The sequence below is a fragment of the Variovorax sp. Varisp41 genome, from assembly GCF_047325085.1.
In the GTDB taxonomy this organism is placed as follows: domain Bacteria; phylum Pseudomonadota; class Gammaproteobacteria; order Burkholderiales; family Burkholderiaceae_C; genus Variovorax.
This window is the reverse complement of the sequence record NZ_CP168541.1, coordinates 87877-100912: the sequence shown is the minus strand read 5'-3', so window position 1 is coordinate 100912 and position 13036 is coordinate 87877. Positions and strand designations below refer to the sequence as shown.

The following is a 13036-nucleotide window of genomic DNA, read 5'->3' as shown; positions in this document are numbered from 1 at the left end:
CGCATGCCCGAGCGCCGCATCAAGCCCCTTTCGTCCTCCGACCGATCGCACCCACCCATGTCCAAGCTCGACCTCGAATGGCTCTCGGTGTTCGACCGGGTCTACGAGACCCGCAGCGTCTCGCGCGCCGCGGAGCATCTCGGCATCGCGCAGGCGACGGCCAGCATCGCGCTGAACAAGCTGCGCGCGCATTTCGACGACAAGCTGTTCACGCGCACGCCCTCGGGCATGCAGCCCACCGCCCGCGCGAGCGAGATCCTGCCCTCGATCCGCAAGGTGCTCGAGCTGCTCGAGCAGACCCAGAGCGAGCGCATCGCCTTCGACCCGCAGGCCTCGGCGCGCGTCTTCCGCGTCGGCATGACGGACATCCGCCAGGTGGTGATGCTGCCGCTGCTGGTGAACCGGCTCAAGCAGATCGCGCCCGCGGTGCGCATCGAGGCCGAGACGATCTCGAGCGACAGCCCGCGGCTGATGGAGGAAGGCCGGCTCGAGCTCGCGATCGGCTACATGCCGCAGCTCGAGGCCGGGTTCTTCCAGCGCACGCTGCTCGACGAGGGCTTCGTCTGCCTGGTGTCCGAGCGCCATCCGCGCATCCGCAAGCGCATCGACAAGCGCGCCTTCCTCGCCGAGAGCCACATCCTCGTCACGATGTCGGGCACCGGTCCGTCGATCGTCGAGCGCACCCTGGCGGCGCTGAAGATCAAGCCCAACATCGGGTTGCGCGTGCCGAGCTTCCTCGGCGTGTCGCGCATCGTGGCCGAGACCGAGTTGCTGGTGGTGGTGCCGCGCAGCCTTGGCGAGGCCTTCGCGGAAAGCGAGAAGCTGCGCGTGCTCGAATCGCCGATCGCGTTCCCGCCCTATTCGGTGCGGCTGCACTGGCACGAGCGCCAGCATGCGGATCCGGGCAACGTGTGGCTGCGGCAGTTGGTGGCGCAGATGTTCGCGCGCGACGAGCGGCTGCCGGCGGCGGCGAACGGGAAGCAGGCCACGGGTGCGCGTTGAGGCTCAGGAGTCCATCAGCTCGTACCCCGTGCTGCGCCCACCCCCCGCCGACTTCTTCAGCACCCCCAGCGCCAGCAACTGCGTGATGTCGCGCAGCGCCGTATCCGGCGAACACTTGGCGATAGCCGCCCACTTGCTGCTGGTGAGCTTGCCTTCGAAGCCGTCGAGCAGGCGGTTGAGCAGCTTCGCCTGGCGCTCGTTCACCGGCGTGCCGGCCCAGCGCTGCCAGAAGCGCGCCTTGGTCAGCACGCCGTCGAGCGTGAGCTGCGCGCTGGCGGTGGCTCGGCCCAGCGTGTCGAGGAACCAGGCCAGCCATGCGGTGACATCGAGCGAGCCCTTTTGGGTGCGCTCGAGGATGTCGTAGTACGCCTTGCGCTCGCGCTGGATCTGCGCCGACAGGCTGTAGAAGCGCTGCCCCGTGCCATCGGCACGGGCGAGGAACAGATCGCCGACGGCGCGTGCGATGCGGCCATTGCCGTCGTCGAAGGGATGCAAGGTGACGAACCACAGGTGCGCCAGGCCCGCCTTGAGGAGGACGGGTTCGTCCGGCTCCCGGTTGGCCCAGGCCAGGAAAGCTTCCACCTGCGCGGGCAACGTGTCCGCCGGCGGTGCCTCGAAGTGGACCTTGCGCCGGTTCACGGGGCCCGAGACGACCTGCATCGGACCGGCCGCGTCGTCGCGCCAGCGGCCCACGTCGATCTTCGACAGGCCCGAATAGCCGGTCGGGAACAGCGCCGCGTGCCAACCGAAAAGGCGCTCGGCGGTGAGGGGTTCGCCACTGCGCGAGGTGGCGTCGAGCACCATCTCGACCACGCCGTCCACGTGCCGGTCCACGGGCGCCAGCGCGCCGATGTCGAGCCCGAGCCGGCGCGCGATCGACGAACGGACCAAGGCCACGTCCAACACCTCGCCCTCGATCTCGCTGGTCTTGACCACGTCGTCGGTCAGCGCCGCCAGGCTGGCCTGGTCGCGCAGCGCGAGCCCGACGTCTGCCAGCCGGCCCAGCAAGGCGCCTTGGGCGCGGCTGACATCGGCCAGGGGCTGGGCCAGGGCGGACAGGTTATAGCGCCACCCGGGCCAGTCGTCGGCTTGCCAGATATAGAGGTTTTCTCCGCTATTCATGCGGAGATTAGACGCCGTGTTCACCACAGGAGCAAACTCATTCACCGCAATATTTGCGGTGAATGGCACATTCAATCACCGCATGAAATGGCGGGAACGCCTCCGTTCCGGCCTCCTTCGGGAAGGCCCCCGAACCGTTCGTCGGCCACCCGTGGCAACCAGGCCACGCCCCCGCCCACCCACCGAAGTCCGTAGGACACAATTGCAAACTTCCTCATTCACACCGCCCGCCAGCGGCGCGCCTTCGTTCGCCCCATGTCCCTGGAATCCGCGTCCGTTCCGTCTCGCGCCTTCGCGCCAGGGTACGGGCCGGCACGCCCTCGCGCCGCGCATCGCGCGCTCTGGCAATGGCTGCTGGCGCTGCTGCTTCTCGCCGTGCTGAACCCGGCCTTCGGCGCGGCGCCGGCCGACGCGCGCCAGCCGGTGCTCTCGCTCTCGCGCCAGGCCACCGGCCTGCCCGCCGTGCAGCAGCTCCAGTTCTTCGAGGACACGACCCGCGCCCTCGGCATCGACGAGGTACGCACCCCGGCCCAGGAAGCGCGCTTCACCCTGCCCGACCAGCCGCTGCGCGGCCAGGAATCCGACCGCGTGCTGTGGTTCAAGCTGCAGATGCAGCTGCAGGACCCGGCCGACGCGGCGCGCGAATGGCTGATGCTGGTGCCCACGGTGTCGACGCGCGACATCCGCTTCTACGGCCCCTTCGACACCACGGGCCACGCGCTGGCCGAGCCGGTGGTCACCGGCATGCGCCATCCCTGGGCCACGCGGCCGGCCGCCTCCGAGCAGATGGCCTGGCGCTTCGAGCTGCCGGGGCCGGGCGTCTACACGGTGTACTTCCGCGTCGAGTCGACCTTCGCGCGCATCTACGACGTGACGCTCTGGGACCCGGCCGACTACCTGCAGTCGACGCAGGACAAGCGCATGTTCGACGGCGTCAGCTACGGCCTGCTGCTCGGGCTCATGGTCTACGGCCTGGTGCTGTTCGTGGTGTTCGGCGAGGCGCTCTACGCCTACTACATGCTGGCCTGCCTCTGCGGCCTGCTCGCGCTCGCGAGCATCAACGGCCATGCGCTGCGCTACCCGTTCGCGCACTGGCCGGCCGGCGCCGGCTTCGCCTACACGGCCGGGCCCGCGCTGTGGGCGCTGTGCAAGCTGCAGTTCGGCCGGCGGCTGCTGCGGCTGTCGCACTTCGCGCCGCTGCTCGACCGGCTGGTGCAGGCCTTCTCGGTCGCGCTGCTGCTGGCCATTCCCTACGCGCATTGGGGCGCCCATCCGCTGATCACCTTCCGGCTGGTGCAGATGTCGGTGGTGGCCTCGACGGCGGTGATGGTGATCGGCGCAATGTTCGCGATCCGCCGGCGCTACTGGCCGGCCGTGCTCTATTGCATCGGGGTCGGGCTGCTGCTGGCCGGCATCGGCGCGATCGTGTTCGCGAGCTGGGGCTGGATCGAGTGGGCGCCCGGCCAGATGAACGTCTCGCAGGCGGCGCTGGTGGTCGAGCTGGTGGTGTTCGCGGTGGCGATGGCCTCGCGGCTGCGGCTGGTGCTGCGCTCCGAGCAGGCGCTGACGGCGCGCACCCAGCAGCTGGTGGAAGCGCTCGGCACCGACGCGCTGACCGGCGCCGCCAGCCGCGCCGGCCTGGAGAGCCGCGGCGAGGAATGGCTGCGCCGCGACCAGCCCTTCGCGCTGATGCTGCTCGACCTGGACGGCTTCAAGGAAGTCAACGACGGCCACGGCCACGCGGTCGGCGACGCGGTGCTGGTGCAGACGGTGGCGCGGCTGCGCTCGCAGCTGCGCGCGAGCGACACGGTGGCGCGCCTGGGCGGCGACGAGTTCGCGATCCTGGTGCCGGGCCGGCCCTCGCGCGCGGCGCTCGCGCAGATGGCGCGCCGCATCGTCGACGCCGGCCTGCAGCCCATCGAGGCCGATGGCGCCGAGGTGTCGGTCGGCATGAGCCTGGGCATCGCCTGCAACCCCGAGGACGGACGCACGCTGGCGCAGCTGCTGCGCTGCGCCGACCAGGCGATGTACCGCGTCAAGCAGCAGCGCCAAGGACCCGGCTTCGCCTTCTTCTCGGACGCCCCGGTGGAACCGGCGCGCCCGGCGCCGGGCGCGCCCGTGGCCGACGGGAGCGGTGCCGCCTGATGCCCCGACTGTTCCACGCCCTCCTTCTCCTTCTCGCGGCGTCGTTCGCCTGCCAGGCGCAGGCACAGCCGCAGCAGGTGCCGGCACAGCGCCTGCGCATCGTCGGCGGCCTCGCCGGGGTCACCCAGTACACGCGGCACGAGGAGAACTTCTGGGCCCGAGAGCTCGCCGCGCGAACCGGCGGACGCTACAGCGCCAGCATCGTGCCCTTCGACCGCGCCGGCGTGCCGGGCCAGGAGATGCTCAGCCTGATCCAGCTCGGCGTGGTGCCCTTCGGCACCGCGCTCATGAGCCAGATGGCGGTGCAGTTCCCCGAGCTCGGCACGCCCGACATGGCCGGGCTCAATCCCGACATCGCGACGCTGCGCCGCGTGGTCGGCGCCTTCCGGCCCTACCTGGCGCGCACGCTGCGCGAGCGCTACGGCGCGGAGCTGCTGGCGATCTACACCTATCCGGCGCAGGCCGTGTTCTGCGCGCGGCCCGTGGCACGGCTGGCCGACCTCGCGAACCGGCGCGTGCGGGTGTCGAGCGCAACGCAGGCCGATTTCATGCGCGCGCTCGGGGCAACGCCCGTCTACACCGAATTCGCGGCCATCATGTCGAACATGACGACCGGCAACACCGACTGCGCGATCACCGGCACCATGTCGGGCCACACGCTGGGCCTGCACGCGGTGACGAGTTCGCTCTACACCATGCCGCTGAGCTGGGGCCTGGCGGTGTTCGCGGCCAACCGCGAGAACCTCGAGGCGCTGCCACCCGACCTGCAGGCGCTGCTGCGCACCGAACTGCCGAAGCTCGAGGCCGCGGTCTGGGACCAGTCCGAGCGCGAGACCACCGAGGGCATCGCCTGCAACACCGGCGCGGCCGGCTGCACCCGGCCCGTGAAGGGGCGGATGACGGCGGTCGCGCCCTCGCCCCAGGACGAGGCGCGCCGGCGCGAGATCTTCGCGACCCGCGTGCTGCCCGGCTGGCTGCAGCGCTGCGGCCCGGTCTGCGCGCAGGTCTGGAACGACACCGTCGGCCCCGCGGTCGGCATCCGCGCCCCGCTCGCCCGGTGACACAGCGCTTCTCCCGCCGCGTGGTGGCCGTGGTCTACGGCGTGGCCCTGCTGCTGCTGGGCACGCTGGCGGCCGTGGCGAGCAGCATCATCTGGGACGCGCGCGGCAAGGCCATCGCCAATGCGCAGACCCAGGCGACGCGCTTCGTCGGCGGCTCGGAGGCGGCGCTCAACCGCGCGCTGCTGAGCATCGACATGATGCTCGCCGGCGCGGGCGAGCAGTTGCGCGAATCCCCGCGCGACCGCATCGCCGAGGATGCCAACCGGCCCGAGGTGCGGCGGCTGGTCGGCAACCTGGTGCGGCAGAACCTGCTGGTGCGCTTCGTCGCCTTCGTCGATGCGCAGGGCGTGCCCATCGCGTCGTCGGACCGGCGCGGCGCCCAGATCCCGATGGCGCTGCCCGAGGGCTTCGCGCACGACGTGCTGGCGCAGCCGCTGTCGACCATGGCGGTGAGCGCGCCGATCTCGAGCCCGGCCACGCTGCAGCAGGTGGTGTTCTTCGCGCGCGCCGTGCCGCTGGCCGACGGCAGCCGCATCCTCGCCGTGGCCGAGGTGCAGATCTCGCTGCTGGCGCTGGTGACGATGCAGGGCGCCGTCATCCCGGGCCTGGAGGTCACGCTCGAGCGCGACGCGGGCTCGCTGCTGGTGAGCGTGCCGGCGCGCGACGACCTGCTCGGCCGGCAGCTCGAGCCACCGCTGAGCGAGCAGACCAGCGACGGCCGCCCGGTGCAGATGGCCGCGCGCCTGAGCGGCGTGCCCGCGATCCTGGTGGCGCGCCCCACGCTGCACCGCAACCTGCTGATCGTGGCGAGCATCCCGCTGGACGCGGCGCTGCACGACTGGCGCCAGGAGCGCGACCGCATCGCATGGACCGGCGTCCTGGTCGGCGCGATGATCCTCGCGATCGCGGCCTTCACCCACCTGCAGCTGCGGCGCCAATGGCAGGCGCGGCAGGAACTGGTCCGCTCCAAGGCCACGCTCGACCAGGCGCTCGAGTCGATGATCGGCGGCTTCGTGCTGCTCGACGCCGACGACCGCGTGCTGGCCTGGAACCACAGCTTCGTCGCGATGTTCCCGTGGGTGCGGCCGCTGCTCGCGCCGCAGGTGCCGTTTCGCGAGCTGGTCGCCGAGACCGCGAAGCACGTGGTGCACGAGGGCGGGCCGGGCGGCTGGCTCGACCTGAACATGCCGCAGCTCGCGCGCGAGCATTCCGAGCAGGAGGCGGTGTTCGACGACGGCCGGGTCACGCAGGCCACGCGCAGCCGCACGCCCGACGGCGGCACCGTCTGCGTCTACCAGGACATCACCGAGAAACGGCGCCACATGGCCGCCATCGTCGAGAGCAAGGCGCAGCTGCAGGCCACGCTCGAGGCGCTGCCCGACCTGCTGCTCGAGGTCGGGCTCGACGGCATCTGCCACGGCCACCATGCGCCGCGCGTACCGCTGCCGGGCATCCAGGTCGACCAGCCGGCCGGCCGGCGGCTGCAGGAGCTGCTGCCGCCGCAGGCGAGCGCGGAGGTCATGGCGGCGCTCAAGGAAGCCAACGAGACCGGGCGCTCGAGCGGGCGCCAGTTCGAGCGCCGCTACGCGCGCAGCAAGGCCTGGTTCGAGATCTCGGTCTCGCGCAAGGCCAGCGGCGCGCAGGCCGATCCGCGCTTCATCGTGATCCTGCGCAACATCACCGAGAGCAAGCGGGCGGCCGACGAGGTCGAGCAGCTGGCCTTCTACGACACGCTCACCGGCCTGCCCAACCGGCGGCTGCTGGTGGACCGGATCAAGCAGGCCATCGATGCCGCGCCGGGGCGCTCGCGCTGGAGCGCGCTGCTGTTCCTCGACCTCGACAACTTCAAGACCGTGAACGACGCGCACGGCCACGACACCGGCGACGTGATGCTCAAGCAGGTGGCCAAGCGCCTCACCGCCTGCCTGCGCCGCGGCGACACCGTGGCGCGGCTGGGCGGCGACGAGTTCGTCGTGATGCTGGCCGAGCTGCACGAACGGCGGCTGATCGCGACCTCAGAGACCGAGGCCATCGGCGCGGCCATCCTCGAGCAGCTCAACCGGCCCTACCAGCTCGGCAGCCAGCAGCACCACAGCACCTGCAGCATCGGCGTGGCGCTGTTCGACACCGCCGATGCCTCGCTCGACGAGGTGATCAAGCAGGCCGACATCGCGATGTACGACGCCAAGACCGCCGGCGGCAACGCGCTGCGTTTCTTCGAGACCCGCATGCAGACCAGCATCACCGCGCGCGCGGCGCTCGAGAACGAGCTGCACGCGGCCGTCGAGCAGCGGCAGTTCGTGCTGCACTACCAGAGCCAGGTCACGAGCGAGGATCGCGTGGTCGCCGCCGAGGTGCTGGTGCGCTGGCAGCATCCGCTGCGCGGCCTGCTGGCACCCGGCGAATTCATCGCCGCGGCCGAGGACACCGGGCTCATCATCCCGCTGGGCCTGTGGGTGCTCGAGACCGCCTGCCGCCAGCTCGCAGCCTGGAGCGAGGACCCGCGGCGCGCGCACCTGCAGCTGTCGGTCAACGTGAGCGCGCGGCAGTTCCGCACCGACGACTTCGTCAAGCAGGTCGCCCGCGTGCTCGAGCGCACCGGCGCCGATCCGCGCCAGCTCAAGCTCGAGCTGACCGAGAGCCTGCTGCAGTTCAAGGTCGCCGACACCATCGCCAAGATGAAGACCCTGGCCGGCATGGGCATCCAGTTCTCGATGGACGACTTCGGCACCGGCTTCTCGTCGCTGTCGTACATGATCCAGTTGCCGCTCAACCAGATCAAGGTCGACAAGTACTTCGTGCACGGCATCGGCCTGAACCCGAAGGTGGAGCTGGTGATCCAGACCATCATCGGCATGGCGCTCAACCTCGAGCTGCAGATCGTGGCCGAAGGCGTGGAGACGCAGGCGCAACGCGAGTTCCTCGAGCGCCACGGCTGCCACCTGTACCAGGGCTACCTGTTTGGCAAGCCCAAGGCGCTGGAAGCCTACGAGCGCGACCTCGACGCGCAGGCCTGATCGGCCCGCACAATGGCCCCCGGTGAACCGCGCGAGGCGATCGACATGAAACTGCTGCTGTTGGGTGCGACGGGTCTGGTGGGCGGTCGGGCACTGCAGCTCGCGCTCTCGGACGATGCCTTCTCCGAGGTGATCGCGCCGACGCGAACGCCACTCGCGGCCCACGCCAGGCTGGTCAACCCGGTCGCCTCGAAGCTCGAGGAGCTGGTGCCGGCCTGCATCGCGCAACGGCCCGACGCCGTGGTCTGCGCGCTAGGCACGACGCAGGCGAAAGCCGGTTCGAAAGAGGCCTTCCGCTACGTCGACCACGAGCTGCCCCTCGCCTTCGGCCGGGCCGCGCACGCCGCCGGCGTGGGCACCTTCGCGATCGTCACGGCGATGGGCGCGTCGGCCAGCTCCCTCTTCTTCTACCCGCGCACCAAGGGCGAAGTGGAGCGGGACATCCGCGCGATCGGATTCCGCTCGCTGACGATCTGCAGGCCCAGCCTGATCGGTGGCGAGCGCCATGAAGAAAGGCGCGCGGAAGGCATGGCGCTGACCTTGGCGCGGCGCCTGGGGCCGGTCCTGCCGGCGCGATGGCGCGTCAACCCGGCACAGGCCATCGCCGCGGCGCTGCTCGGCGCGGCGGTCGCCGCCAAGCCTGGCTGTCATTGGATTCGCTCCGAAGACATGCAATATATTTTTCAATAACACCCGGTCCCGGGGGCGTTTTCAGGGTCGCGGCGCGGCCGCGGAATTTCACTTCCATTGCACGGCGTATTCCCTATCGAAGGGTTTACCTGTACGGCGACGTCCCATCCAGACAGGCTCAATACTGCATGCGTGCCGGCAGTCACAGTTACGTGAATGCACTTTATTGCACGCATACACCTGGATGGAGACCCATGAAAACAAACCCACCATCGATGCTCCCGGCCGCGCTCGCGGCGCTTCTGCTCACCGCCTGCGGTGGCGGCAGCGGCAGCCACAACGCGTTCCTGCCGATCGCCACCGGCACGCCGCCACCTCCCGCGAGCGCCGCGCCGCTGGCCTGCGATGACACGCTCAAGGCGAACTTCAAGCCCGATGCGCTGACCACCGTGGTGGCGGTCAAGGCTTTCAAGAAGGGCGACGCGCTCATCCTCGGCGGCACGGCAACCGGCGCGACGCCGCTGGCCGCCAACGACGTCTGCATGGTCAAGCTCAATGTCGGGCCCGGCAACCCCGGCCCCGCGGACGCGCCCTCGACTTCGCCGGGCATCGGCATCGAGGTCTGGCTGCCCGCGAAGGCGGCCTGGAACTCGCGCGTCCACGCGCTGGGCGGCGGCGGCTGGCAGGGCGGCGCCGCGGGCAGCGCGAGCGCCATCGCCAGCACCGACGCGGCCGGCGTCGCCGGCAAGGAAGGCGCGGTCTCCTCGACCACGGACACCGGCCATGCCTCGTCCGCCGGCGGTTCGTTCGCGATGAATCCGGACGGCACCATCAACAAGACGCTGTGGACCGACTTCGCCAGCCGCGGCATCCACGAGCAGGCCGTCAAGACGAAGGCGCTGGCCGCGGCCTACTACGGCGCGGCACCCAAGTACGCCTATTGGGACGGCGGCTCCACGGGCGGTCGCCAGGGCCTGAACCTGGCGCAGAACCATCCCGCCGACTTCGACGGCATCGTCGCCAACTACCCGGCCATCCACTGGAGCCGCTTCATCACGGCGGAGCTCTATCCCCAGATCGTCTTCCAGCGCGACCTGGGCGGCGTCGCACCGACGCAGGCCCAGCAGGACCTGGTCTCCAACGCGGCCATCGCCGCCTGCGACCTGGTGGGCGGCCAGCATCTGGGCTACGTGCTCGATCCGCAGTCCTGCAGCTACGACCCGACGACGGACGCCAGCGTGCTCTGCACCGCCGATGGCGGCAGCAACGCCACCGCCGCCTGCGTGAGCAAGGCACAGGCGCGGGCCATCAACAAGATCTGGTACGGCATGACGGCCGACGGCTCGGCGCCGGCGCCCGCGGCGGACAACGGCTGGTCCGCGGCCTCGTCCTCCACGCTGCTCGGCACCGGCAACCAGCGCTGGTACGGCCTGACGCGCGGCACTTCGCTCTATGGCGCGATGTTCTCCGCCTTCGGCCTCAATGGCCTCGCAAGCCCGAACGGCGCCTTCCCCATCGCCTCGGACCAGGTCGCGCTCGAGCTGCAGAACTCCACCCTCGGCGATCCCTCGTTCCTGAACGCGACCGGCAACGGCCAGTCGCTCTGGAAGCAGCTGAGCTACGCGCAACTGAGCAATGCCTACGACCGCGGCCTCGCGCTACAAGCGGAGTTCGGGAACATCAACACCGACAACCCGGACCTCTCGGCGTTCAGGAACCGCGGCGGCAAGCTGCTGACCTGGCACGGCCTGGCGGACGAACTCATCATGCCGCAGGGCACGGTGAACTACTACAACAGCGTCGTCGCGAAGATGGGCGGACTGAGCGACGTGCAGGGCTTCTACCGGCTCTACCTGGTGCCGGGCGCCGGCCACGGCGACCCGAACGGCACCTCGAACCCGGGCGCGGCGGTTCCGTACTTCGCGCCGACCCAGTTCTACGACACGCTGACGGCCTGGGTGGAACAAGGCAAGGCGCCCGAGGCGCTGACGCTGCAGTCGCCCGGCGCGGCGCCGAAGACCCGCCCGATCTGCGTGTACCCGAAGAAGATCGCCTACACCAGCGGCGATGCGGGATCGGCCGCGAGCTACACCTGCTCGTAGCGTTCAGTCCGGTTCGAGCAGCCGCCCGGGGTCAGCAGGTTGCGGAGATCGAGCCGCCGTGGGCCGCCAGGTCGGCGCCGAGCACCTGGGTCGGCCCGAGCACGGACCGCAGATGGGCGATGAAGTCGACCGGGTTCATGCGGACTGCACCCAGCGCGTCACTCGGGCTTGATGCCGGCGGCCTTGATCAGCGGGCCCAGCCGGTCCATGTCCGCGCGCAGGGCACGCGAAAGCTGCTCGGGCGCGCCGCCGAGGATCAGCGCGCCATCGGCCTCGAGCTTGGCCTTCACGTCGGGCGTGCGCAGCGTCTCGTTGAGCTTGGCGTTCAGCACCGCGACGATCGCCGCCGGCGTTCCGGCCGGTGCCACGATGCCGTACCAGCTCACGAGCTCGAAGCCCGGGAAGCCGCTCTCCGCGATCGTCGGCACGCCCGGCAGCGCGGGCGAGCGCTGCGCCGAGGTGACGGCGATGCCGCGCACCTTGCCGCCTTCGATGAAGCCGCGCATCGTGACGCTGGTCCCGACCCAGGCGTCGAGCCGGCCGCCCAGCATGTCGGGCATGCCCTGGGCGATGCCGCGGTAGGGAATCAGGTTGAACTTCGCGCCCGACTGCTTCTGCAGCAGCTCGGTCGCCAGCAGCGGGCTCACGGTCGGATAGCCGATGCTCACCGAACCCGGGTCCTTCTTCGCCTTCGCGATGGCAGCCCCGAGATGGGCCGCGCCGCTGGCCGCGTCGACCGTGAACACATAGGGCGTGGAGGCGATCAGCCCGATCGGCTGGAAGTCCTTCACCGGGTCGAAGGGCAGCTTGTCGTAGAGCGACGGGCTCAGCGCGATGTGATCGGTGAGCGTGAGGCCGAGCGTGTAGCCGTCGGCCCTGGACTTCGCCACCGCCTGCAGCGCGATGTTGCCGTTGGCACCGCCGCGGTTGTCGATGATGACGCTGGTCTTGAGCAGCTCGCCGAGCGTGGGCGCCAACACGCGCGCCAGCTTGTCGCCGCCGCCGCCCGGCGGGAAGGGAACGATCAGGCGCACGGGCTTGTCGGGGTAGTCGGTGTCGGCGCGTGCCGGCAGGCCGAAGGTGGAGGCGAGCGCGAGGCCCAGGAGGCTCGCCGCGGCGAGGCCGCGGCGCTTCGTGTTCGGTGTGCGCTGGATGGGGTGCATGTGATGTCTCCGGTTGGTTGTTGTGTGGCAGGCGGCCGCGCCCCGGCCGCCGGCGGTCCGGCGGCAAGGTGTCCTCGCGGCAACAGAAAGATCAGCTCGTCTCGACGGCGGCTTCCGGCACGCGGGCCGGCGCCGTGTGGCGCGATCGGATCGACGCGATCGCGCACGCATGGAAGCGCTCGATGTCCTCGGGGCGCGCCACGGTCATCTCCAGGTCGTTGAGCCAGCCGTTGTGCAGCCCGTAAACCCAGCCATGCACCATCAGCGGCTGGCCGCGGCGCCAGGCGTCCTGGACCACGCCGGTGCGGCAGACGTTGAGCGTCTGCTCGACCACGTTGAGCTCGCACAGCGCGTCCAGCCGCCGTTCCTCGGGCACCTCGTCGAACCAGGCGGCATGCTTCTCGAGCACGTCGGCCACGTGGCGGATCCATGCGTCCGCGATGCCGATGCGCAGGCCCCGGAGCGCCGCGCCGACGCCGCCGCAGCCCGAGTGGTCCACCACGATCACGTGCTCGACCTTCAGCAGGTCGACCGCGTACTGCACGACCGCGAGGCAGTTGAGGTCCGAATGCGCCACCACGTTCGCGACGTTGCGGTGCACGAAGAGCTCACCGGGCCGCAGGCCCACGAGCTCGTTGGCGGGCACGCGGCTGTCGGCGCATCCGATCCACAGGTACTTGGGTGCCTGCTGGCGCAGCAGCGACGAGAAGAAGCCGGGTTCGCTCGTCTCGACCTCGCTCGCCCAGTCGCGGTTCTTCGCCAGCAGCTTGCTCAGCGCGTCCATGGTCTGCGCG

At 70.5% G+C, this 13036-nt stretch carries 9 protein-coding genes; 6 read left to right on the top strand and 3 right to left on the bottom strand.

The window, feature by feature from the left end:
• The first annotated feature begins 57 nt into the window (after positions 1-57).
• A complete protein-coding gene (locus ACEN9J_RS31630; RefSeq protein WP_296723223.1) occupies positions 58-1002 on the top strand; it encodes a LysR family transcriptional regulator in 945 nt (314 codons plus the stop codon).
• 3 nt (positions 1003-1005) lie between these two features.
• Here the strand turns inward: ACEN9J_RS31630 and ACEN9J_RS31625 are convergent, their stop codons facing one another.
• Positions 1006-2124, bottom strand: coding sequence for a Fic family protein (locus tag ACEN9J_RS31625; protein ID WP_296723221.1), 1119 nt, complete (start codon positions 2122-2124; stop codon positions 1006-1008).
• 255 nt (positions 2125-2379) lie between these two features.
• Here ACEN9J_RS31625 and ACEN9J_RS31620 point away from each other — a divergent pair, with 255 nt between their 5' ends.
• The 5 genes from ACEN9J_RS31620 (at position 2380) to ACEN9J_RS31600 (ending at position 11079) form a co-directional block, all read left to right on the top strand.
• A complete protein-coding gene (locus ACEN9J_RS31620) occupies positions 2380-4269 on the top strand; it encodes a diguanylate cyclase (protein WP_261214659.1) in 1890 nt (629 codons plus the stop codon).
• Complete coding sequence (locus ACEN9J_RS31615) at positions 4269-5330, top strand: TRAP transporter substrate-binding protein (protein ID WP_261214669.1); 1062 nt, start codon at positions 4269-4271, stop codon at positions 5328-5330. The genes ACEN9J_RS31620 and ACEN9J_RS31615 overlap by 1 nt, the downstream gene beginning before the upstream one ends.
• Positions 5327-8347: an EAL domain-containing protein gene (locus tag ACEN9J_RS31610; protein WP_413765254.1), complete on the top strand. Its 3021-nt coding sequence runs from the start codon at positions 5327-5329 to the stop codon at positions 8345-8347. Before ACEN9J_RS31615 ends, ACEN9J_RS31610 begins: the two co-directional genes overlap by 4 nt.
• Before the next feature lie 45 nt (positions 8348-8392).
• Positions 8393-9037, top strand: coding sequence for an NAD(P)H-binding protein (locus ACEN9J_RS31605; RefSeq protein WP_296742245.1), 645 nt, complete (start codon positions 8393-8395; stop codon positions 9035-9037).
• 194 nt (positions 9038-9231) lie between these two features.
• On the top strand, positions 9232-11079 hold the full coding sequence (locus tag ACEN9J_RS31600; RefSeq protein ID WP_296742242.1) for a tannase/feruloyl esterase family alpha/beta hydrolase: 1848 nt from the start codon (positions 9232-9234) through the stop codon (positions 11077-11079).
• A 158-nt stretch (positions 11080-11237) separates the two neighbouring features.
• On the opposite strand, the gene ACEN9J_RS31595 is transcribed toward ACEN9J_RS31600, so the two are convergent.
• Together ACEN9J_RS31595 and can are read right to left on the bottom strand one after the other, a co-directional pair.
• Positions 11238-12242 (bottom strand): Bug family tripartite tricarboxylate transporter substrate binding protein, encoded by a 1005-nt coding sequence (locus tag ACEN9J_RS31595; protein ID WP_413765253.1) that lies wholly within the window; start codon positions 12240-12242, stop codon positions 11238-11240.
• A 91-nt stretch (positions 12243-12333) separates the two neighbouring features.
• Positions 12334-13026 (bottom strand): carbonate dehydratase, encoded by a 693-nt coding sequence (can, locus tag ACEN9J_RS31590; protein ID WP_413765252.1) that lies wholly within the window; start codon positions 13024-13026, stop codon positions 12334-12336.
• Between the last annotated feature and the right edge of the window lie 10 nt (positions 13027-13036).

What these genes read in the sequence shown, in the direction of transcription:
- can (WP_413765252.1), bottom strand. Translation starts at nt 13,026, where the DNA reads ATGGACGCGCTGAGCAAGCTGCTGGCGAAGAACCGCGACTGGGCGAGC.
- ACEN9J_RS31595 (WP_413765253.1), bottom strand. Translation starts at nt 12,242, where the DNA reads ATGCACCCCATCCAGCGCACACCGAACACGAAGCGCCGCGGCCTCGCC.
- ACEN9J_RS31620 (WP_261214659.1), top strand. Translation starts at nt 2,380, where the DNA reads ATGTCCCTGGAATCCGCGTCCGTTCCGTCTCGCGCCTTCGCGCCAGGG.
- ACEN9J_RS31630 (WP_296723223.1), top strand. Translation starts at nt 58, where the DNA reads ATGTCCAAGCTCGACCTCGAATGGCTCTCGGTGTTCGACCGGGTCTAC.
- ACEN9J_RS31615 (WP_261214669.1), top strand. Translation starts at nt 4,269, where the DNA reads ATGCCCCGACTGTTCCACGCCCTCCTTCTCCTTCTCGCGGCGTCGTTC.
- ACEN9J_RS31600 (WP_296742242.1), top strand. Translation starts at nt 9,232, where the DNA reads ATGAAAACAAACCCACCATCGATGCTCCCGGCCGCGCTCGCGGCGCTT.
- ACEN9J_RS31625 (WP_296723221.1), bottom strand. Translation starts at nt 2,124, where the DNA reads ATGAATAGCGGAGAAAACCTCTATATCTGGCAAGCCGACGACTGGCCC.
- ACEN9J_RS31605 (WP_296742245.1), top strand. Translation starts at nt 8,393, where the DNA reads ATGAAACTGCTGCTGTTGGGTGCGACGGGTCTGGTGGGCGGTCGGGCA.